Source organism: Bacillus sp. FSL R7-0166 (genome assembly GCF_038008935.1).
GTDB lineage: Bacteria > Bacillota > Bacilli > Bacillales > Bacillaceae > Bacillus > Bacillus altitudinis.
In genome coordinates this window covers 726,912-749,577 of the sequence record NZ_JBBPAC010000001.1, presented here as the reverse complement: position 1 = coordinate 749,577, position 22,666 = coordinate 726,912, and the positions used below count along the sequence as shown (strand labels likewise).

Sequence of the window (22,666 nt, the reverse complement as noted above, 5' to 3'; positions counted from 1 at the left end):
ATCGTTAAAATGTCATCGTCATTTTTAAATCTTTTCCTACCATACTATATTCAATATCCGCTGGACGGATCGCCTTTTTTAGTTTTTTCACACCTTCTCCTTCAAAAAAAGTAGGTGCATCTTTCCCTCCGATTAATAAAGGTGCCATATAGATAACAGCTTCGTTCACAAGTGATGCTTCTAAAAATGACGCACTCACACTGCCCCCTGCCTCTACAAGCACTGACATCACAGAGCGCTTCTTCAACATGTGTAACACAGCCTGAAGATCTGTCCGGTGTTCTCCGCTTGTGACAAATACTTGATGACCTTTTTGTATCAACTGTTGATACTTTTGATGATCATAATCTTGTGATGTACAAATTATGGTTTCTGCCCTATGATCTGTTAAGCATTTGGCATGAAGCGGTATCCTTAATGTTGAATCTAAAATGACACGAATGGGCTGATGGTTGAATGAATCCTTTACAATTAAGCCGGCATCATCTTGAATAATCGTTTCCACTCCTGTCAGCACCGCATCTGCTTCTTGACGTAAGCGCTGCACTTCTGTTCTCGCTTCTATTCCAGTGATCCATTTGCTTTCTTGCTCAGCCGTGGCAATTTTCCCATCTATCGAAATAGCTGATTTTAAAATGACATAAGGAAGGTTTGTTTGCATCAAATAAAAAAAAGGCGCATTTAAACGATCTGCTTCTTGTTTACATATCCCTTGCTCCACTTCAATTCCAGCCTTTTTCAAAAAGGCAATTCCTTTACCTGCAACAACCGGATTCGGATCTTGGGTGGCAATCAACACTTTCTTCACACCACTTTTGATGATTGCTTCGGTGCAAGGGCCTGTTTTTCCGTGATGTGTACAAGGTTCGAGTGTCACATACATGTCAGCTCCCTTCGCCTTTTCTCCTGCCATTCGCAGTGCATGAATTTCAGCATGAGGCTCGCCAGCCTTCATGTGCGCACCAATCCCAACGATCTTACCGCTCTGAACAATCACTGCACCAACAAGCGGATTGGGTGAGGTTTGTCCTTTCATCGCCTTCGCGTTGGCAATCGCCAGCTTCATATAAAAAACATCGTCTTTCATCTCGGGCTCCTTTCTTCTCTCAAGGGAAAGAACTCCTTCAGAAAATGAAGGAGTTCTATTCTCATGTGCTATACTTTCTCAAGCCGTTTCTTTTCAGATCGATCATAGTAAGGCAAGGAATAAAACAGTTTATATGATGCTCGTTGTTTACAAAAACAGCATTTGCGACATTCATATTTATTAATGAGGAGCACATGCGGACAATTGAGTACAGTCAGACCTTTTTTCATATGTTCCTTGCAAACACTTATCATGAGAATCCCCCGCTTACATTCTTTTTCTTAATGAGAGATTACTTCTTTCGGAAATTGTTCAAATAAGCGCAGTACTTCCGTATGTGTGCCATCTTCTCGAATATGATAAATACCACCGTCATATGAGCTTGCATACACATCATTTCCTAGTTGTCTAATGGCACTAATACCATTCTTAGCAATTCGAATCGGACCTGTATTGACATCTAGCTCTGGATTCCAGACCACAATATATCCCCAATAGTCTCCGCTCACAATATAGCCAGAGTCTGTCACAGTGATGGATTTAATGGAATATTGATGCTCGTTGTGCTGATTTAAAATTCTGCCTGTATGCAAATCAAACAATCGGACGTTTTTATCACGGCTGACAATGGCAATACGATCTCTTTTGCTATCAATAAATACATCATTTAACAGCTCTGTCGCCCCGATATATTCTGCTGTTAAGGACAAACTCTTTTTATCGAGAAGACAGATGGTTCCTTCAACTGCCGCTGTGATGATATGATCTCCTTCTACCTTTAATGCTTTGACTGCGCAATCATGTGCTTTAGAACGGCCGATTTCCTTTAAGTGTTCTGTCGAAATGACATGCACATAACCGCCATAAGTGCCAATATAAAATTGACGATCCTCCTCATGGAAATACACACTATTGACAGGACCTGTGTTGAGATCAAAAGAGACCATTTGCTGCAATGACTCGTGTACAATATGCACCTGACTCGCATGATCGCCCCATGCATAATAGCTTCCATCCCGTGCAACAGCCACTCCATTTGTGAGAACACCTGTTGATTTTGCGATTTCGATTCCATTCTTTCTGAATTTTCCGTCATCTGATGCAGTGATAATATCACCCGCTTCAGTCAACGCAATATCATTAATAGAAGGTGTCGCCAATTCCTGCTCATCAGAGATCACTTTTCCTTCTTGAATGGACCATTCACAATACGTTTTCCCAAAGCTGGCTCCTAAAATGGCTTGCTCGTCTTCTGTCCAAACAAGCGAGCGCTCCCATTGATATTTATGAGGCAGCAACGTATCAATTAAATCACCGGTTTCATAATTCCACAGCTTAATTAGATGGTCATAACCCGCTGTAAGCAAGTAGTTACCGCTCGGTGAAAAATTCACACGTTTCACACCTTGTAAATGAGCTTTAATGATTTTTTTCTCCTGTAATGTAGCGGCATCATAAATGATAACTGTGCCATCATCTCTGCCAAGGGCGAATACTTCTTTTTGATTGCTGCCGCTGATGGTATCCAGCTCATAATCAAACGGGCCAATTTCACCTACAATTTCTCCTGTTTCATAGAGCCATACAAGGACATAGCCATCGTCACCAGTTGTATAAGCTTTATCCTCATGAATCCATACAGCTAATACATCCTTGCTATGTCCATGAAATTCTCTTAAAATGGCTCCCGTTTCAATATCCCAAACTAAGCATCTTCTGTCTCTGGACACCGATACAAGAAGCGTATCCTGCTTTGCAAATGCGACAGCTTCCACGTCATCCGCATGACCATATAGCGTACGAATTCTTGTATGTGTGCTAGTATCATATAATTGAATGGTATAGTCTGACGATGCACTCGCTAAATACGTTCCATTTTCCGAAAGGGATAAAGAGTTGATGATATGCTCGTGACTACCAATGAATGTTCCTTCTCCCGTGGCACGGTCCCATTTATAAATACAGCGGTCATAGCCGCCTGTGTAGACAATTTGGTCATGCTGAGTTGATAAAACGGATGTAATCGGTCCTCTATGCATGGTTTTACACTCCCACCTTTATATGTTGTTTTTGACGAGTAACTACACGAAAACCAGTAAATCGAAAAACAGGGTCTGGGTGTTTCCCGTGTCTTCTTGCGACTCTGCATAAATCTCCGCCTCTTGCGAAGGAGCCACCTTTTAAAATGTAGTAATCACTGCCGAGTGTCTCGGTTAAATCATCTACAACCTCAATGCCGCCTTCATATATGTGATACTTGGTGTTGACCCATTCTTCGACATTGCCACCCATATCATATAGTCCAAATAGAGATCTTCCTTTTTCGTAATGACGGACAGGTGTCGTTTTTTCAATATTTGATTCGTGTGTATTACAGTAAGAGGGGTTAAACTCATCTCCCCAAGGATATTGATGTCTCGTATTGCCCCTGGCAGCATATTCCCATTCTTCCTCAGTAGGGATCGATACCTCATATCCAAGCTTCCCGCTCAGCCACTGACAAAATGAGAAAGCTTCCTCGATGTCCATGCCCCAAGCTGGATGGTCTTTTCCCCCGCCAAGTTCTAGGTTCGTCAAGCTCTCTGGATAAGGCTTTCCTGTCTCGTCGCAATAGCTTTGATACCATTCATTGGTGACGACCGTATCTGAAATGAAAAATTCGCTCATATACGGCTGATAAGATGGAAATTCTTTGTACAGCCATTTTTGAAATTTTTTCTCACGGCCATAGGTTGGATTCAGAAGTTTGTCCTTCCAAAATTCTGATGCCTTTTTCATATCTTCTTCATTACTTCCAATCGTCGCATAGCCGCTTGGGATTTGAATCCAATTGATATCAGGTTTCACGCTTTTCTCCCGCCTTCTTTAAATAAACTCATCTACTGATTAATTAATTTCTTCTCATCGACCATATGCCCTGATGCTGCTTTTGCCTTTAAATACGCCTCATTATAGAGAGAGGCTTCTACCGTATGATCAAACCGTAAAACCGGAAGACCGTAAGCAGCAATGGAATCGACTTTATCTGGATTATTGGTTAAGAGATGCAATGGTTTCCCTTTGTTTAAATAGTGCAAGACAGCCGCTGCTTCCTCGTAATGCCGATCATCATCTCCGCAGCCGATCAACCTGTTCGCCTCAAATGTATCCAGTTTCATTTCCTGTAATTTATACGTGAAGGCTTTGGCCATTAGCCCAATAGAGCGCCCTTCTTGATTGGCCATATACACAAGCATGCCTTTTCCGTAATCGGTGATTTTTTTTAGCGATGATGCAAGCTGTGGACCGCAATCACATTTCAGTGACCCAAACACATCCCCTGTTTGGCAGACACTATGAATTCGCACAAGCGGCGGCACTTCATTTTCAAAGTCGCCAAAAAGGAGACAAGAGGAAAATGTTTGCTGCTCGGTACTCATTTGTACAATAGACTCAACCGTTGGCGTTGTATCAGCTTCTACAGACGCAAAGGCATACCATGTAAACTGCACTTCTTCATGTTCAATAGAGATCGGCAGGTTCACTGGCCCCACGAGCAAATAGTGTTTTTCTTGAAATGTAAAATGATGAATCATTGATTGTAGTTCAGCTACAAACTTGTTCATTTGTCTCCCCCTATTCATCACTGCACCCCATTGAACTCTCTCAGCGCAGTGATGGCGTGATGAATATGTGTATGCACTCCCTTTGCATCCTGAGCACCGGTTCCAGCTAGAATCATGGCTCAGGAGAAATTTCCTGTCATACTGGCTGAATAGATGTGCGATGCCAATCATCCATCAGTACCTTTCATAAAGACTCTTTTTAGACTGTCACTTGTCCAGTACAAAGGAGCAGAAATCGAGCTTCATACGCTGTATTCTCTGTAAGAGAGCAACACCATTTGATGATTCTTGAATGGAAACTGACATGCTCTTTCTCTAAAAGAATATCTCTGCTAGCTTCAAGCTGCTTTCTCCTTTACTAGAAGCTCTGGTTCTTCAAATGCACGTCATCCGGTTGTGCCCTTTGATTGGATGAATAATCCGTACTTCAATTCAGCTACATTGATTGAAGCATGACACCCGCCTAGGTATGCACCAAGAACCATCACATCAAACATCGCGTTTATCCTCCTTTGCACTAGATTTTGACAGCAATGACATGATGCTGGCTGATCCCAGCCTTCGCTTGTAATGGTGTAATCGAAACGAGCTCAAGCCCTGATGTACAAATCTTTTCTCCAAGCTGAGTATCTGAGAATGAAAAATGGAAGCGTCCATCTTCTCCGATTAAGCCTGTTTTCCACTCTTCTCCCCATACAACAAGGGAAAACACACCACCTTCATGAAGCAGCGAGGAAATCTGCTTTAAGTATCGTTCGTGGTCATCAGGGTGCTGATGGTGAAAGCAGCCATGATCTAAAATCAAATCAAACGTCAGCTCGCGCCCTTGATCCATTGACCAAGACATAAAATCTTGATGATAAAAATGGACAGGAACCTCTTTTCTCTTCTTCAATCCTTGCCATTCCTCATGCTCATAAAGGTCAATGCCGGTATATGCCGACAGTCCTTGTAAATGTTCAAGAGCCCGTCCATTCCCGCAGCCGATATCCAGCACAGAAGCAAGTGCATCCTTTTCCCTGGAACGCCATGCCTTGAGAGACATCACAGCAGCGTCTGTTAATGATGGATCAGTAGACCACATATCTGTTCTTTGCTCATAGTGTTCTTGAAAAGCCATGCGCATCTTCTCTAAATACAACCCGCTGTCTTCATGATACAAAGCCTTTTTCATCACTTGACCTCCTTCAATTCACAATCACCTTTCCTAACAAAGGTGGTTTTCAAGCAAAAAGCCTTATGATAAAATGAAAGATGGATTTTTTAGGAAATCTGTTTTCTGAAAAAGGAGAGAAGCATCCCACATGTCACTCTTCTTTTTCAGCACTCATCTTCACATACAACCACAGCCATTCAACTATTACAGCGCCTCAGTTTGTTATACATTTTCTTCATATGGGTTCACCTCCTTAACAGCGCTAGGAAAGCGCTTTCTTTATGATGATCCTCTGAATATTACCATTGAGAAGTAGGCATAGTAGAAAAACGAATCTACCGTTCTAAGCTATCTATCATTCATTTCTTTTTGTCTAATAGATATTTCTTCAGTATCGCTTTGCCCCAGAAGTGCTCTTCCTTAGGTCTTAATGCATCATCATTTACAGAATTGATCCTGAAATCCACCTATCAAAAATTTAACAACTAATTCCATAATGACTTGATTAAGCCAAATATATTGTTTTTAGATTATTTTGTCAACAAATTATTTCCTAAACATTAGAATGATTTTCTAATTGAAAATACAGGTATATTTCGTGGTTTTTTGACCTTAAAACACTTATTTCTACACAAAAATACAACTTAAACCAATAGAACTAAGAAATTTATCTACTAAATTACACAAGATTTTTATTTCATTTTGAGATAAAAATAAAGATATCATAATTATTTCCCGAATGGTTTTTTGTGATATTTTCACTACTTTTTTCTTTTTTTTGATGGTATCCTTTGATATTTCTATATTTTCAATTAGACATTTTACTGTTTACCCCAATTTTTTAACCTGTCTTATTATAGTGAAAAAGACAGATGGTAGATTTTAATTATCGCAGCATGAAAAAAAGCCCCTTACAAAAGTAAGAGGCTTTCAGCGTGTAGACAAACCCTCGCATTCTTTGTCAGTCCTGCGTGCTGGTGCTCACGAATGTGAAATTCGCTCCGCGTCAGTACTCGTCCTTCCTAGACTGCAAAGATTTTCTATCACGCTGAAAAGAAGACAAAGGACTAAAATCAAGTTCATTTTAGCCCTTTGTCAAAAATCTGAAAAAAGCCCCTTACAAAAGTAAGAGGCTTTTTACGATGGCGTTTATGCCCAATTTTTCACTTTTTCATGGTCAGTCACAAAGAGAAGAACTTTTCCTTCGTCTAAATGTTCTTCAAATGTCTCAGCTTCATCTTTTGAGAAACCAATTTCGTGAATCTTATTGCGGAGTTCATCTCCCTTTTTGCTAAAGATGTTTCCAACCGCATGCTTGAGTCCAACTTCTTTTGGACCTATCGTATTGGCATCTGCATTGCTTGCAATACGCTCAGTTCGATCATCGTCATGGGACAGAACATAAATGTCCTCTCTTGCAACACCGAGTTGTTTTAATTGCTCCACATCTCTTTGAAGTGTTTCATCATTTGAATACTCTCTTACAACAGGTTTCATTTATTATTCCTCCTTTAACGTCTTACGAATCTTTTACCCGTCACTTTTGTCATTAAACCTTCCTCCAGCACATCCATTTTTACTCTGTGAACTTCATGCGTCTATGGACTTATTTTTGACAAAAAGACTGTAAAAATGACTAAATTTTCTGAAAAATTATATGCTTTCCTTGTCATTTGTTGTACAATTCTTATACTGGAGGCTAGAAATGGGGGGGAGCTGATGTATTATTTTTCAGCTGAGCAGCAGTTTAATGCATGGGTTGTCAGTGATTTGGTGAAACAGCTTTTTCAAAAATGGAATCCTGAAGAATCAAAAGCAAAGCCGCTTACTTTGTTTGCTGAACAGCACTTTCACATCTGCATCGATTATCTCTTTTCTATTATTATTAACATTGGAGATATCGAGTCAATCGAACAAGATCCACAAGACCTGTTGTCCTCATATTTAAATATCCTTTTTCCTTTTGTGACGCACGATATGATGAAAGCCTCCATGCAAAATGCAAATGAATATTTATTAAAAGAACGTGATGCGGATGAGTATCAACTGTTTGGTTGTCTCCCGCCGCTCCTTTCTGTCTCTCTTCAAAAAAAGTAGTCCCCTTCTTTTAGATGGTGGCTGCTTTTTTGTATGTGCTTGGAAAAGACCGTATGTTTTGAACGAAAAGAAGCATCATGTTAATGTAAATCTAGGTTGCAAGTGAAAGGGAGGATTTGACATGAGTCAACAAAAACAAATTCAATTAGCAAAACGTCCAAAAGGGTTACCTACTAAAGATGTTTTTCATTTTGAAACAGTTGATATACCAACGCCGCAAGATGGCGAAGTCTTGATTCAAACGAAATATGTGTCTGTAGATCCTTACATGAGAGGACGAATGCAAGATACAAAATCCTATACACCTCCGTTCAAGCTGAATGAAGTCATTCAAGGTGGTGTGGTCGGAGAAGTCGTCGAGTCCAAATCTCCTCAATTTGAGAAAGGTGATTTTGTACTTGGATTCCTTGGCTGGCAGGAATATTCTACTGCCAAAGCAGAGTCTCTGACAAAAATTGATCCATCCATTGCGCCGTTATCTTATTACTTAGGGATTTTGGGCATGCCAGGACAAACCGCCTATTTTGGACTTCTTGCGATTGGTCAGCCAAAAGAAGGCGAAACGGTTGTCATTTCTGGAGCCGCAGGTGCCGTTGGTTCTGTTGTCGGACAGATCGCTAAAATCAAAGGTGCCCACGTTGTTGGAATTGCCGGATCTGATGATAAGCTGGCTTATTTAAAAGAACTGGGCTTTGATGAAACCATTAATTATAAAACAACAAATGATTTAGATGACGCCATTGCAAAAGCCTGCCCAAACGGTGTCGATGTGTATTTTGACAATGTGGGCGGCGACATCTCTGATGCTGTAATGAATCATTTGAACCGTTTTGCACGTATTCCAGTCTGCGGCGCCATTTCTTCTTATAACATTAGTGCAAGCGAAGACATTGGCCCTCGTGTGCAAACAAAACTCATTAAAACAAGCGCATTGATGCAGGGCTTCATTGTTGCCAACTACTCTGATCGTTTTGAAGAGGCGGCAAAAGATCTCGCACAATGGGTAAAAGAAGAAAAACTCACATATAAAGAAACAATCATTGAAGGCTTTGACAACATTCCAGATGCATTCCTTGGACTATTCAAAGGGGAAAATGTCGGAAAACAACTTGTCAAAATTTCATAACAAAAAAGGACCCTGCCAATAGATGGAGGGTCCTTTTCTTATGCCTGCTTGGGTGCAAGGTGCAGCTGGCCTTGCTTATACACGATTTCTTCAAGCGAAAGATTCAGCTTTTTCGCCATTTTTTTCAGCATTGATTGCTCTTGAGGTGTGACAAGACTGATGACTGCGCCTTCTTTTCCTGCGCGTCCGGTTCTGCCTGAACGGTGAATGTAGCCTTCTTCATTTGGCAGATCTGCATGAATCACATATGGCAGATCATCAATATCGATTCCTCTTGCTGCAATATCTGTTGCAAGGAGGAGCGGGAATTCACGCTGTTCAAAAGCCTTTAAGATGACAGCACGCTCTGCTTTTTTCGCTTCACTGTGAAGCACACCAAGGTCGACATGGTGATACGCTAATTTTTCTGCATAAATGCTCAAATTCGTAATATCTCGCACAAAGACAAGCGCCTGCATGTCCTCAAGCCGTGATAGCTTTTGCAGCAGTTTCACTTTGTCACGCTGATCACATAACAGATAATAGTGACCCACTTTCTGTGCTTCTTCCTCCCTTCTAGCAATTTTCAATACTTCTGGTTCAGATGTCATTTCTTTGATCAGCTGAACGGTTTCTTCTTTCAATGTTGCAGAAAAACAAAGGATTTGTCTTTCTTTTAATGTGGACTTAATGATCCCTTGGATCGTTTTCATATGCTCTGGCACAAGAAGCTGATCTGCTTCGTCTAATACAATCGTTTTGACTTCGTGCATTTTCAGTTTCTTGATTTTGATTAACTCTTGTACGCGACCCGGTGTCGCCACCACGATATTCGGGTGTTTTTTTAGCTTTTCCTGCTGCTTCTTGATATTTGCCCCGCCTATTAAGGAAATAGCTTTGATGTCTGAACCTTGTTTGAACTCTTGCACGACATCAAAAATTTGCATCACAAGCTCTCTTGAAGGTGCCAAGATTAAGACTTGCGGGTGTTTGATACTCACATCAATTTTATTTAAAAGCGGCAGAACATACGCAAGGGTCTTCCCTGTTCCAGTCGGTGATTCTGCGATCACATCGCGTTTTTCCGTAATCCACTCTGCTGTTTGTTCTTGTATCGCTGTTGGCTTCTCAAAGCCAGCCGCTTCAAAGTTCTTTTGAATAAATGGCTTTGCTTCTTTCAAAAATGCCCAATTTTCCGTCATGTTGATCTCCTTTATCCTCATTCAATCTATCCTTTAGTATCTCAAAATCAGCTTTGAAACGCAATTTTTCTTTTGATGCTTTTATCGAGCCGGACAGTTCGATATAATCATGAGAGGCACTAGCCGTTTTGAATCTATTTGAGGTGTAAAAAATGATATTATCTGTTAAAGATTTAAGTCATGGCTTTGGCGACAGAGCCATTTTCCACGAAGTCTCCTTCCGGTTATTAAAAGGCGAGCATGTCGGCTTGATCGGCGCCAACGGTGAAGGAAAGTCAACGTTTATGAATATTATTACTGGCAAGCTTGAGCCAGATGCAGGAAAGGTCGAATGGGCAAAAAATGTCCGTGTCGGCTACCTCGATCAGCATACCGTGCTTGAAAAAGGAAGAACCATTCGTGAAGTCCTTCAAGATGCCTTCCATTATTTATTCTCAATGGAAACCGCAATGAATGACATTTACGAAAAAATGGGTGAAGCAGATCCTGATGAGCTAGAAAAGCTTTTAGAAGAAGTAGGCGTCATTCAGGATGCCCTGACGAACAATGATTTTTATATCATTGATTCCAAGGTAGAGGAAATTGCAAGAGGTCTTGGGTTAACAGATCTCGGGCTGGATCGTGATGTGACAGAGCTGAGCGGCGGACAGCGGACAAAAGTACTGCTTGCGAAATTGCTGTTAGAGAAGCCTGAAATTCTTCTTCTTGACGAGCCGACCAACTATTTAGATGAACAGCATATTGAGTGGCTGAAGCGCTATTTGCAGGAATATGAAAATGCATTTATCCTCATTTCACATGATATCCCGTTCCTAAACAGTGTCATTAACTTGATTTATCATGTCGAAAATCAAGAACTCACGCGATACGTTGGTGATTATGATCAATTTAAACAAGTATACGAAGTGAAAAAGCAGCAGCTAGAAGCAGCGTATAAAAGGCAGCAGCAAGAAGTGGCTGAACTAAAGGATTTTGTCGCAAGAAACAAAGCACGTGTCAGCACTCGAAATATGGCGATGTCTCGTCAAAAGAAACTGGATAAGATGGATATGATTGAACTGGCGGCCGAAAAGCCAAAACCAGAATTCCACTTTAAACCGGCACGTACGTCTGGGAAACTGATTTTTGAAACGAAAGATTTAGTCATCGGTTATGATGAACCGCTCTCCCGCCCATTGAATTTGAAAATGGAACGTGGTCAAAAAATTGCGTTATACGGTGCCAACGGTATCGGAAAAACGACACTGCTCCGAAGCTTGCTTGGAGAAATCTCCCCCATTTCTGGTGAGGTGGAACGCGGAGAATTCCTGCATATTGGTTACTTTGAACAAGAAGTAAAAGAGCAAAACAGCAACACTTGTATCGAAGAGGTGTGGAGCACCTTCCCATCGTACACACAATATGAAGTCAGAGCCGCCCTTGCCAAATGCGGTTTAACGACAAAACATATTGAAAGCCGTGTGTCTGTTTTAAGTGGTGGTGAAAAAGCGAAGGTCCGCCTTTGTAAGCTGATCAATGAAGAAACCAACCTACTTGTTCTCGATGAGCCGACAAACCACTTGGATGTCGATGCAAAAGAAGAATTAAAGCGCGCATTAAAAGAATATAAAGGTAGCGTCCTATTGATTTCCCACGAACCTGAATTTTATCAAGATGTGGCCACTGAAACTTGGAATTGCGAATCCTGGACAACCAAAGTATTATAAAGACAAAAAAGCCTTATATCGTTTGCAGATATAAGGCTTTTTTCTATTAATGACCTGCCTGGATATTCACCAAATGCTTACGGCCAAGAAGCAGGATGACCAATCCTAAGAGAACAACAGCCGCCCCTACATAATAAGGGGTGCTTGCTGTGTAAGTTTCAGCGAGTACTCCTGCAATCCAAGGCGCAATCGCACCACCAATAAATCGTACAGCACTGTATGAGGATGATGCAATTGAACGCTCAACAGGAGCTGATCCCATCACAGCCGTCGTCAGCACCGTATTGATCATGCCGAGAATTCCCCCAGCAATGACAATACCGCAAATGACCACGACCACATGTGATGTCCATATTCCAATGCCGAATAAAATCACAGCAAACGAAGCGAAGAGAACAACAAGAGCTGTTAATGTACCCAATTTGCGATGAATGACCGGCGCTGAGAAGACAGATGTCACAGCCAAAAATAATCCCCATCCAAAAAAGACATAGCCAAGACCATGCTCATCAAGATGAAGCACAAATGGCGAATAAGCTAGAAGAACAAAGAATCCAAAGTTATATAAGAAAGCAGCAGATGCCATCGTTAAAAGCCCCTTATATTTCAAGGCTCCAACAGCTTCAAATAACTTCACCTTTTTCTGCGGCTTTTGCATCGGTGGAAGCATAAACGTAATGGCTAAAAGAGCAACGAGCATTAACACTGCCACACCAAAGAATGGCCCGCGCCAAGAGATCGTTCCAAGCTCACCGCCAAGGAGCGGCCCGACAGAAATCCCAAGACCTAGTGCCGCCTCATATAAAATGATGGCTTTCGCACTTCCTCCAACAGACACACCGACAATCACTGATAATGCCGTTGAAATAAATAAGGCATTCCCAATGCCCCATCCGCCTCTAAAACCAATTAATTCATTAATGGTTGAAGAAGTACCGCCTAAAGCAGAAAAGACAATAATAAAGATGAGTCCTAATAATAACGTCCATTTGGCACCAATACGACTAGAAATAAAACCGGTAAAAAACATCACAAAGCCGGTGACAAGCAAATAGCTCGTAAATAAAAGAGACACCTGACTTGGAGATGCATGTAATTGTGATGCAATGGCTGGCAAAATTGGGTCTACAAGCCCTATGCCCATAAATGAAATCACACAAGCAAAGGCCACCGCCCAGACGGCCTTTGGCTGTCTAAGCAGACTCGTACGCTGTTTCAATACTTCTTCTTCCTTCATTCCATCAGAACCTTTCCTACAGTTGTTTAACAAAATAAAATAAACACGCTGAGGTGTTTATTTTTGTAATTGCTCAATGGCATGAGCCGCTCTTTCTTTCATCATTTCAAGATCCTTTTTAAAGGATTGAATCGTTTCTAGCTTTTTTGTAATCAATTGATGCTGCACAGTCAGCTGCGCCTCAATATCTAACAGTTTCTCTAATCGTTCCTTCGGGTCAAGTGACAACAAGTAGCCTTCTTTATTCAGCTCAAGCTGTTTTCCGATTTCCATAAACGACTGAAGCTCTTGTAAAGAAAAGCCAAGTACTTCTTTGGCCTGCATCACTTTCTCCAGTTCTTCCATGTCATCCTCTGAGTAAAGTCTGACACCGCCCTCTGTCCGCTTTGGTGCTGGTAATAAACCAATCTCTTCATAGAAACGAATGGTTCGTTTCGTCAGACCGCTTCTTTTCGCCACTTGATCAATTTTCATCCATTCCATCGCCAGTGCCTCCTGCTCATCAATTCATGTTTTATTATACACCTTTATAACCTTAACGTAAACGTTAATGTTTAATCACTTGATTTCTATTGTGGTTTGATGCAAAATAAATAGGAATCATTACGTTTTAAAGGAGGTACCATATGCGTTCATTTCCATCCAAAAAAGAACGACACGCCCAATTCGGTTCTGTCCCGCCAAGCGCTAGAACAAAACCTTGTCAAAAAGAGGACATGATAGACATCCAACAAACCGAACAGGACTTTTATTTTGATCTGGAACAGGTCGGACTTTGCCGTGTGTCGTACCCTGTACATATTTTGTCTAAAACGGCTCCACAGCAGCAAACCTCTTCCGCTGATTTTACGTTGAGTACATATTTGCCAGCTCATCAAAAAGGCATTCATATGAGCCGTCTCACCGAGCAGCTTCACTCCTTTTATGAGAGCGGAAAGCCGGTTGATGTGGATTCCTTAAAAGAATTGACGGAACAGCTTGCCAAGCAAATGAATCAGCCATCCGCCTCGATTCAAGTTTCCTTTCCGTGGTACATGGAAAAAAAGAGTCCCATCAGCGGAAAGTCCGGTTTGATGCATGCAGACGTGCAATATGTCATCCACTTTCATGAAGAAAACGGATGGATTTGTCATATTGGCTGCACTGCTCAAGTGACAACGTTATGTCCTTGTTCAAAAGAAATCAGTGAATACGGCGCACATAATCAGCGTGGCACTGTATCTATTCAGGTAGAGCTGTTTGAACAAGGTCAACTCCCTGACGACATGAAAGCAGATCTACTGCAGATCATCGAGTCTAATGCGAGTGCGCCCCTTTACCCTGTACTCAAAAGACCAGATGAAAAACAAGTGACAGAAGAGGCCTATGAAAATCCACGTTTTGTAGAGGATGTTGCGAGGTTAATTGCAGCAGAGCTATATGAACAAAACTGGATTAAAGGCTTTCAAATTGAGTGTCGAAATGAAGAATCCATTCATCAGCACGATGCTTATGCCAAATGTTCTTATCAAAAAAAACTGTAGATTGTCTCTACAGTTTTTTTGCCAACCTTTATTTTTCATTACTTTCTAATTCCTCAATCATCAGCGACAGTTCTGTCCAGCGATCCATCGCTTGTTCTAATTCTTCAGCGACGGCTTTTTGCTTGTCCATCAGCTCTTGAATTTTCCCAAAATCACTGCCAGCCTCAGCAATGCTGGCTTCGAGCTGCTGGTGTTTGTCCTCTAGTGCTTGTATCCGATCTTCAATCCCATCCCATTCAAGCTGGTCCTTATAGGATAGTTTTTTCCTCTTTTTCGGTGCAGCTTCTACTTGTTTTTCAGCTGGTTTTGTCTCTGTCCGCTTCTGTTCTTTTTCTTGCTCCATGTAATCGCTGTAAGCACCCTGGAAGTGTGAAATGCGTCCATTTCCTTCAAACACAAGCAGACGATGGACGACTCGGTCTAAGAAATAACGATCATGCGACACGGTGATGACTACGCCTGGGAACTGCTCCAAATAATCCTCTAAAATGCTGAGCGTCTCTGTATCAAGATCATTCGTCGGCTCATCTAAAAAGAGAACATTCGGCTCTTCCATCAATACCTTCAATAAATACAATCTGCGGCGCTCTCCCCCTGACAGCTTGCGGATAAACGTGCGCTGCATGGATCTAGGGAATAAAAATCTCTCCAACATCTGCTCTGCTGTCACAATGACGCCATCTGCCGTTTTGACAATTTCAGCTGTTTCTTTGATGTAATCAATGATATTCAGCTCTTCATTCATTTCATTATGGTCCTGCGTGTAATAGCCAATGCGGACTGTTTGTCCAATGGTCAATTGCCCATTCGTCGGTTCGATTTTACCCGCCAGGCAATTGAGTAAAGTCGTTTTGCCCACTCCATTCGGTCCGATAAATCCGATACGATCCCCTGGCACGACTAAATCACTGAACTGATCCACAAGGGTTTGACCAGCAAATGTGATGCTGATCTCTTCTGCCTCAATCACTTGTTTTCCAAGCCGGTGAGAACCGATCGCAAAATCAAGCTCTCCCTTTGCATCAGGTCCCTTTTGATCCTTCAGCTCTTCCACTCTGCCGATACGTGCTTTTTGCTTTGTCGTTCGAGCCTTTGCCCCTCTTCTGAGCCATGCAAGCTCACGTCTAAGCAAATTTTGACGTTTCGTTTCTTTTACTTGAGCTTCTGCTTCTCGTTCCGCTCTTTTTTCTAAAAAGACTTCATAATTTCCTTTATATGTGTAAAGCTGCCCCTGGTTTAATTCATAAATCCGATTGGCGACACGGTTTAAGAAATAACGATCATGGGTAACAAGAATGACAGCCCCGCTGTATTGACTCAAATATCCTTCAAGCCATTCAATGGTTGCGTTGTCCAGATGGTTTGTCGGCTCATCTAAAATCAGCAAACCCGCAGGCTGAATTAAATTTTTGGCGATCGCCACACGCTTTTTCTGTCCACCTGATAACGCATGAACAGATCGGCTCACATCTTTAACGCCAAGCTTTGTCAAAATCGTTTTCGCCGAAAGGTTCGCATCCCATGCGTCGTCCTGATCCATTTTATTTTGCATACGCATAAGCGCTTCTTGTTTTGCCTCGTTTTGTGGATCATGCTCTAAATCAGCCAGTGCCTTTTCATAGGCCTTCATTGTTTGAATCATTGGTGCTGTTCCTGAAAAAATATAGTCGAGAATCGTTTCATCCCCGCTCATTTCAGGATCTTGCTCGAGAAATTCGATATCAAGTGTCCCTGCCTTTGTGATGTCGCCTTCCTCAAATGATTCAAGTCCTGCAATGACTTTTAAAAGCGTTGACTTCCCTGTTCCATTCGGTCCAATTAACCCGATGCGTTCCTTTGGTTCTATATGAAAAGAGATATGATCAAACAGCGTTTTTTCGCCATAGGTTTTATATAATCCTTCTACATTCAATAAACTCATTTTATCAGCCCTTACATAGATTCTTCCTTTATTTTAAATCAGCCAGTAGCAGAAAACTAGTTTTAAAAAAACACGCTGCTGAAAAGAATGTTTCCTTTTGATGCTCGATACACTATGAAGAGGTGATCTAAAGATGATAACCATTAGTTTATGTATGATTGTGAAAAATGAAGAGGAGGTTTTGGCTGACTGCCTATCTTCTGTTCAAGACATTGTAGATGAGATGATCATTGTTGATACAGGATCAACGGATCAAACAAAGGACATTGCTCACTCCTTTTCAGCAAAGGTGCTCGACTTTGAATGGGTCCAGCATTTTGCAAAAGCACGCAATTTCGCTTTTTCCCATGCGACAAAAGAGTATATCTTATGGCTGGATGCCGACGATGTCCTACTTGAGGAGGACCGGCAAAAACTGCTTCAGCTCAAACAGACGCTAGATCCCGCAGTAGATGCCGTCTCGATGTTTTACCACGTTGGATTTAGCGAGGACGGTCAGGTGAATTTTAAATATAGAAGAAATCGGCTCGTCAAGCGTGCCTTGAACTTTCAGTGGTATGGGGCCGTTCATGAATTCCTTCAAGTGTATGGCAACATTTTTCCCGCTGATATCGCCGTCACCCATCAAAAGCGTAAGAAAACAACCGCCGGAGAGCCTGGACGCAATCTGCGCATTTATGAAAACATGCTTGCAAAAGGCGAAGAGATGACGCCTCGTGATCTCTTTTACTTCGCCAATGAATTACGAGATAACAAGCAGCATGTGAAGGCGATTCGCTTTTATCACAAATTTTTAGCCACAAAACAATGCTGGATTGAGGATGAAATTCGCACATGCCAAAATTTAGCTGACTGCTATTATGCAGTCGGTTTTGAGGAAGCCGCCCTATCCTCCTTATTGAGATCCTTCTTATATGATCAGCCCCGTCCAGAATTTTGCTGCCGGATTGGGGATCATTTCAAAGCACAAAATAAATACAAAGCGGCCATCTATTGGTATGAGCAGGCACTGAAGGCACCTGAAATCGAAACAGCCTTTACACTGACACAATATAAAACATGGTATCCTCACCTTCAGCTTTGCTATTGTTATTATCAGCTCGGTGATTTGGCTCAAGCCAAAACCCATCATCTTGCATCCTCAGCCCATTACCCAACCCATCCTAGTGTGCTGTACAATGAAAAAATATTTGCTGAAGAAACGTAAATCTCCTGTTATCACATCCGCCTGTCAATGACGGCGGATGTCTTTTGATACATATTAGACTTTTGTGACATTTAACACTTTAGTGATTTAAAGCGTTTTTCAACCAATTGACTAAATTGTCATTTACGCATATACTAACATTCGTCTTACGAAAAGATTTATCCATTAGGAGGTCAACATGAGTTCTTTATTTAGAAAAAAGTCTCTCGACCAGCTCATGCTTGAAAGTCAAACGAAGCGGCTGAGCCGTTCTTTGAATACATTTGATTTAATCTTGCTTGGCATTGGCTGTGTGGTCGGGACTGGAATTTTTGTGATAACGGGGGTTGCGGCTGCGAAAGATGCGGGACCTGCGATTATTATATCTTTTATTTTGGCTGCGATCGCATGCGCCCTTGCTGCTTTTTGCTACGCTGAATTTTCCTCGTCCATTCCAGTGTCAGGAAGTGTCTATACGTATTCTTACGCAACACTTGGAGAATTCCTCGCCTTTTTAATGGGCTGGGATTTAATGCTTGAATATGTTGTTGCGCTCTCTGCTGTGGCAAGCGGATGGTCATCCTATTTTCAATCACTGCTCAGTGGATTTGGTCTGCACATACCGAAGGCTTTATCGGCTGCACCTGGAGCCGCTGATGGGGCCATCTTCAACCTGCCAGGCGCACTCATTATTTTACTCATTACCTTTATTGTCTCAAGAGGCGTAAAAGAGAGCACGAAGCTGAATAACATCATTGTGCTCATCAAAATTGCCATTGTCCTCCTCTTTATCATTTCAGGCTTTGCTTACGTTAAACCTGAAAATTGGACACCTTTTATGCCAATGGGCTTCCATGGCGTGATTGCTGGAGCGGCAACTGTCTTTTTTGCTTACCTTGGATTTGATGCAATCGCTAATGCATCAGAAGAAGTCAAAAATCCGCAAAAAGCGATGCCAATTGGAATCATCGGTGCGCTCGGCGTTTGTACGATTTTATACATCGGGGTTTCATTTGTCTTAACAGGCATGGTTCACTACACGAAGCTGAATGTCAGTGACCCTGTCGCTTTTGCTTTACAAGTGGTTGGCTTGAATAGTGTCGCTGGTATTATATCGGCAGGTGCTATTATCGGGATTACGACCGTGTTAATTGCACTTGTTTACGCTCAGGTTCGTTTAACCTTTGCTATGAGCCGTGATGGACTCATGCCGAAAATCTTTTCAAACGTTCATCCAAAATCGAAGACACCAGTTGCCAACACTTGGCTGACAGGCGTTGTTGCGGCATGTATCGTTGGTTTCGTCAACTTATCAACTCTTGCTAATTTAGTCAGCATCGGTACACTTGCAGCCTTTACGGTGATCTCGATCGCTGTGATCATACTCCGGAAAAAACATCCGAATATGAAAACAGCGTTTAAAGTACCCTTTGTTCCTGTTCTTCCCATCATTAGTGCGGTCATTTGTATGATCTTGGCTGCTACACTGAAATGGGAGACATGGCGAGCCTTCCTCATCTGGGTAGCCATTGGTGTCGTTGTGTATTTTACCTATGCAAGACGCAAAAGCCACCTGAATCAAACACAATAGAAAAGAGACACGGGGAATCCCGGTCTCTTTTTTTGTTTAAATCACACTGTTTTTCACTGAATTCGAATCCACCATATCTGGATCGAGTACGCTTGAAATTGGAATGACAAGCGGTGAACAATCTCCATTGTCCTCACCAAAACCCTGGTTCAATTTCATCGAGAGAAAATAATCGATCTGCTGATAAGGTCCTAGCGTCAGTGATGCCCCCCGATCCATTGCATTGATTTTAAAAGCACCGACATTGACGACTGAGGGTGAGAATAACATCACACATCACTTCCTTGGAATAGGTTTAGCTGCTGGCGAAAAAGAGGCAGGTGAGTCCACTTGATCTCGATCATCTACATGGCTCTTTGTTCCGACAAAACCGCTGGCATCTCCAAAATTCTGTCCGTACCCCTGATTTTTTTTATCTGAGTTTTGCCACTCTGCTAACAAATTTTGTCCGACATTCACCGCCGACGCATTTTCAAAGGAATTAATTTTTAACATGAAAATATTAATATTGATATACGGAGTTGGTTGAACCACAGATAAACCTCCTTTTTATAGGTATATGCGAGCACCCATCAAGTATGTTAACAGGAGGTCTTCACATGGACTTCGAAAAAATGAAGCAGTGGATGGACATTGCCCAGCAAATGCATGGAGATGATTTTTGGAAAATGATATTCGATGATGAGCAAAGATCTCCCTTTATGGCAAATGGTCCGTCTCCCTTTACATTCTCGCAGCAAGATCAGCGAGGAACAGATGCATCGTTTCCACCAGTCGACATTGTGGAAACCCCTACTGAATTTCAGTACTTAATTTATCTGCCTGGCTACCGGAAGGAAGATGTTCAGGTGCTGTCATATGGTGAATATTTAGTTGTAAAAGGACAGCGTTTTTCCTTTTTTAACGAACAGGATTTTCGCCAAAGACAAGGAAAGTATGGTCCGTTTGAAAGAAAAATTCGGCTCCCAGATATGATTCTTGGTCAAATGAATGCGGCCTTTAAAGACGGCGTGCTATACATTCGCCTGCAAAAAGATGAAGGAAAAGCAACTGCGATTATCATAGATGACGAATATTGATACTGACTGCGTCTATTAGATCACGATCATCAATCGTTTCAATCGGCAAGATCGTGATCACGCCATCGGCATTTTGTTCACCAAAACCATTGTTTCTTTTGATCGTCGAGCAGTGATTTCGTACGATCGTTGAGCCGAATGTCATCGAGGACCCTGTACCAATCGTATTCGTCTTCATATGGGTAATCTGAATGCGTGTAGGCAGCATGCCCTTCTCCCCTTTCATGTATCTCTATAAGTATATACCGGGCAGCTTTTCCATAGACTAGAGCAAGGCGAAAGAAAAGGTTGTGGTCCATTTGAAACATTTCATTCAATCACTCTTTAAAAAAACTGAATCCAGTCCATCCCCATCTGTCGTCGAGCTGGAAAAAAGACTCACCGCTCTTGAGCAAAAAATGTCTGCACCTGCTCCGCCTGTCTCGGAGGATACGCACATTCATATTGAATCACTGCATGTGGACAAAATTGACTACCATTTAGAGTTTGGTGAGCTTTCCATTGATCAGCTTAAAGGCAGACTCAACATTGGAGCCACCTATTACACGCCAAAGGACCCGCACCTCAAAAAGGCAGCTTCAGTACCGAAGCCAAAAGAAACAAAAACACCAAAAGTCTCCATTCGATCAAAGTCTTCATCTCAGAACGACCGGAAGCCAAAAATAAACCGCAAGCACAATCGCTACAATACTGATCACATTTAACCAAAAGCCAGCCTTGACCATATCAGATATTTTCAGCACGTCCGCACTAAAGACAGCCGCATTTGGCGGTGTGGAGATTGGCAGCATAAATGCACATGAAGATGCTAACGCAGCCGCAGCCATTAAGCCGTACGGCTCCATGCCAATTGCAAGTCCAAGCCCTACTGTAATCGGAATGATCATGTTCGCAACTGCTGTATTAGACATAATTTCGGTCATAAATAAAATTGAAGCCGTTAAAATAATCAGCAGCATGAGGTAAGACAGCCCATTTAAATGCTGTAAATTTTCCCCGATCCATCCTGTTAGATTCGTTTCCGCAAATCCTGTAGCGAGCGAAAGCCCGCCTCCAAACAAAAGCAAAAGCCCCCATGGCAGCTGTTTCATATCCTGCCATTCTAGTATTCTCTCTCCATTTGTCGCTGGAATGAGAAATAACAGCATCGCCCCAAAGATTGCGATCGACGTATCCGAGACAGGAAGCCCGCCAAACAAAAAGATTTTAAAGATCCATAAAAAAGCCGTCATAAGAAAAATAGCAAAAACCCATTTTTCTTCTTGTTTCATTTTGCCTAAATCCTCTAAACCCTTCCGTATAAACACTGCTCCCATTTCCCCTGTGTGCTCTACCTTGAATTGTATCTTGGTCAAATACAGAAATAAGAGAATGAGCAGAACAGCCGCCACCGGAAAACCAAACAAAAACCATTCAAAAAACATAATTTCTCGATCTAACAGCTTTTTTGACATCGCCGCAAAAACAGCATTTGGCACAGACCCAACGAGTGTCGCCAGTCCGCCAATAGAGGCTGAATAAGCGACCGATAATAGGATGCTTTTACTGAATCGGTCAAGAGATGCACCAGACAAAATATCGTTCGCCTTCACCTCTTTAATCACAGCCAGTGCCACAGGCAGCATCATCAGTGCTGTGGCTGCATTCGAAATCCACATAGATAGAAAAGCCGTTGCTATCATAACCCCTAATACAATGCGGTCACTTCTTGTGCCAATGATGTTTAAAATATGTAAAGCCATTCTTCTATGTAAATTCCATTTTTCAATGGCAATGGCAATCATAAATCCACCCATGTACATAAAAACAATCGGATCTCCATAAGCTCTTGATGTTTGCTCCATCGATAGCCCGCCAAGTGTTGGCAAAAGGATGATGGGCAATAAAGAAGTAGCCGGTATAGGCAAAGCTTCTGTGACCCACCATGTCGCAGTCCAAGCCGTAACGCCCAGTACCACTCTTGGTGCATAGGTCAATTCACTTTCTGGAATGAGCAAAAAAATAAGCAAAAAGAAGATCGGTCCAAGAACAAGTCCAGTTAGATTCACTTTTTTATAAACGATCACAATTCCTCCTTCATGAAAACGCTTTTAATTTTTTCTAGTTTTTCACATTCGATGATCACATAAAAAATCCTTTAAATCATAAGAAAAAATGAAGAGATTCTTCAG

General features: G+C 41.9%; 22 protein-coding genes. 8 read left to right on the top strand and 14 right to left on the bottom strand.

The features are described 5' to 3' along the window. Positions 1-4 precede the first annotated feature (4 nt). The 6 genes from ribD to NST01_RS03735 all read right to left on the bottom strand — a co-directional run bounded on the left by ribD (position 5) and on the right by NST01_RS03735 (position 7,345). A complete protein-coding gene (gene ribD, locus NST01_RS03760) occupies positions 5-1,087 on the bottom strand; it encodes a bifunctional diaminohydroxyphosphoribosylaminopyrimidine deaminase/5-amino-6-(5-phosphoribosylamino)uracil reductase RibD (protein ID WP_341041531.1) in 1,083 nt (360 codons plus the stop codon). 281 nt (positions 1,088-1,368) lie between these two features. Further along, on the bottom strand, positions 1,369-3,126 hold the full coding sequence (locus tag NST01_RS03755; protein WP_035391378.1) for a WD40 repeat domain-containing protein: 1,758 nt from the start codon (positions 3,124-3,126) through the stop codon (positions 1,369-1,371). A 4-nt stretch (positions 3,127-3,130) separates the two neighbouring features. Further along, the gene (locus NST01_RS03750) at positions 3,131-3,934 is read right to left on the bottom strand and encodes a formylglycine-generating enzyme family protein (RefSeq protein ID WP_039170356.1); all 804 of its coding nucleotides are present in this window, start codon (positions 3,932-3,934) and stop codon (positions 3,131-3,133) included. A gap of 32 nt (positions 3,935-3,966) precedes the next feature. Next, positions 3,967-4,692, bottom strand: coding sequence for a GTP cyclohydrolase II (locus NST01_RS03745; RefSeq protein WP_017360404.1), 726 nt, complete (start codon positions 4,690-4,692; stop codon positions 3,967-3,969). 517 nt (positions 4,693-5,209) lie between these two features. Then, positions 5,210-5,866 carry a class I SAM-dependent methyltransferase gene (locus NST01_RS03740; protein ID WP_007496773.1) on the bottom strand — a complete coding sequence of 219 codons (657 nt, stop codon included), beginning with the start codon at positions 5,864-5,866 and terminating at the stop codon, positions 5,210-5,212. A gap of 1,131 nt (positions 5,867-6,997) precedes the next feature. Then, a complete protein-coding gene (locus NST01_RS03735; RefSeq protein ID WP_035391383.1) occupies positions 6,998-7,345 on the bottom strand; it encodes a general stress protein in 348 nt (115 codons plus the stop codon). A gap of 222 nt (positions 7,346-7,567) precedes the next feature. On the opposite strand from NST01_RS03735, the gene NST01_RS03730 reads away from it, so the two are divergent. Continuing rightward, positions 7,568-7,945: a YfmB family protein gene (locus NST01_RS03730; protein ID WP_017366799.1), complete on the top strand. Its 378-nt coding sequence runs from the start codon at positions 7,568-7,570 to the stop codon at positions 7,943-7,945. Between the two features lie 121 nt (positions 7,946-8,066). Then, positions 8,067-9,071 (top strand): NADP-dependent oxidoreductase, encoded by a 1,005-nt coding sequence (locus NST01_RS03725; protein ID WP_035391385.1) that lies wholly within the window; start codon positions 8,067-8,069, stop codon positions 9,069-9,071. 38 nt (positions 9,072-9,109) lie between these two features. Here the strand turns inward: NST01_RS03725 and NST01_RS03720 are convergent, their stop codons facing one another. Continuing rightward, entirely contained in the window at positions 9,110-10,252 is a 1,143-nt protein-coding gene (locus tag NST01_RS03720; RefSeq protein WP_341041523.1) for a DEAD/DEAH box helicase, read from the bottom strand. Between the two features lie 152 nt (positions 10,253-10,404). Between NST01_RS03720 and NST01_RS03715 the strand changes: the two genes are divergently transcribed. Then, positions 10,405-11,958, top strand: a complete 1,554-nt coding sequence (locus NST01_RS03715) for an ABC-F family ATP-binding cassette domain-containing protein (protein ID WP_041090662.1) — start codon at positions 10,405-10,407, stop codon at positions 11,956-11,958. Positions 11,959-12,004: 46 nt separating this feature from the next. Here NST01_RS03715 and NST01_RS03710 read toward each other — a convergent pair whose 3' ends face one another. After that, positions 12,005-13,195, bottom strand: coding sequence for an MFS transporter (locus NST01_RS03710; RefSeq protein ID WP_341002449.1), 1,191 nt, complete (start codon positions 13,193-13,195; stop codon positions 12,005-12,007). 57 nt (positions 13,196-13,252) lie between these two features. Beyond that, complete coding sequence (locus NST01_RS03705) at positions 13,253-13,678, bottom strand: MerR family transcriptional regulator (protein WP_341041521.1); 426 nt, start codon at positions 13,676-13,678, stop codon at positions 13,253-13,255. Between the two features lie 143 nt (positions 13,679-13,821). Between NST01_RS03705 and folE2 the strand changes: the two genes are divergently transcribed. Continuing rightward, complete coding sequence (folE2, locus tag NST01_RS03700) at positions 13,822-14,718, top strand: GTP cyclohydrolase FolE2 (RefSeq protein WP_008344170.1); 897 nt, start codon at positions 13,822-13,824, stop codon at positions 14,716-14,718. Positions 14,719-14,746: 28 nt separating this feature from the next. Here the strand turns inward: folE2 and NST01_RS03695 are convergent, their stop codons facing one another. Beyond that, on the bottom strand, positions 14,747-16,639 hold the full coding sequence (locus NST01_RS03695; protein ID WP_045034453.1) for an ABC-F family ATP-binding cassette domain-containing protein: 1,893 nt from the start codon (positions 16,637-16,639) through the stop codon (positions 14,747-14,749). A 133-nt stretch (positions 16,640-16,772) separates the two neighbouring features. Here NST01_RS03695 and NST01_RS03690 point away from each other — a divergent pair, with 133 nt between their 5' ends. Both NST01_RS03690 and NST01_RS03685 read left to right on the top strand, forming a co-directional pair. Then, on the top strand, positions 16,773-17,846 hold the full coding sequence (locus NST01_RS03690) for a tetratricopeptide repeat-containing glycosyltransferase family 2 protein (RefSeq protein ID WP_017360413.1): 1,074 nt from the start codon (positions 16,773-16,775) through the stop codon (positions 17,844-17,846). 178 nt (positions 17,847-18,024) lie between these two features. Next, positions 18,025-19,416, top strand: a complete 1,392-nt coding sequence (locus NST01_RS03685) for an amino acid permease (RefSeq protein ID WP_217816566.1) — start codon at positions 18,025-18,027, stop codon at positions 19,414-19,416. 36 nt (positions 19,417-19,452) lie between these two features. On the opposite strand, the gene NST01_RS03680 is transcribed toward NST01_RS03685, so the two are convergent. After that, positions 19,453-19,686, bottom strand: a complete 234-nt coding sequence (locus NST01_RS03680) for a hypothetical protein (RefSeq protein ID WP_008344178.1) — start codon at positions 19,684-19,686, stop codon at positions 19,453-19,455. 6 nt (positions 19,687-19,692) lie between these two features. After that, entirely contained in the window at positions 19,693-19,950 is a 258-nt protein-coding gene (locus NST01_RS03675) for a hypothetical protein (RefSeq protein WP_008344180.1), read from the bottom strand. Positions 19,951-20,015: 65 nt separating this feature from the next. On the opposite strand from NST01_RS03675, the gene NST01_RS03670 reads away from it, so the two are divergent. Next, on the top strand, positions 20,016-20,495 hold the full coding sequence (locus NST01_RS03670) for an Hsp20/alpha crystallin family protein (protein ID WP_017360414.1): 480 nt from the start codon (positions 20,016-20,018) through the stop codon (positions 20,493-20,495). On the opposite strand, the gene NST01_RS03665 is transcribed toward NST01_RS03670, so the two are convergent. Continuing rightward, positions 20,476-20,703, bottom strand: coding sequence for a hypothetical protein (locus tag NST01_RS03665; RefSeq protein WP_017360415.1), 228 nt, complete (start codon positions 20,701-20,703; stop codon positions 20,476-20,478). The two genes, NST01_RS03670 and NST01_RS03665, sit on opposite strands and share 20 nt — an antisense overlap. Before the next feature lie 91 nt (positions 20,704-20,794). Between NST01_RS03665 and NST01_RS03660 the strand changes: the two genes are divergently transcribed. Beyond that, complete coding sequence (locus tag NST01_RS03660; RefSeq protein WP_035703615.1) at positions 20,795-21,199, top strand: hypothetical protein; 405 nt, start codon at positions 20,795-20,797, stop codon at positions 21,197-21,199. Here the strand turns inward: NST01_RS03660 and NST01_RS03655 are convergent. Then, entirely contained in the window at positions 21,131-22,561 is a 1,431-nt protein-coding gene (locus NST01_RS03655) for an SLC13 family permease (protein ID WP_341041517.1), read from the bottom strand. The genes NST01_RS03660 and NST01_RS03655 overlap by 69 nt on opposite strands. Positions 22,562-22,666: the final 105 nt, after the last annotated feature.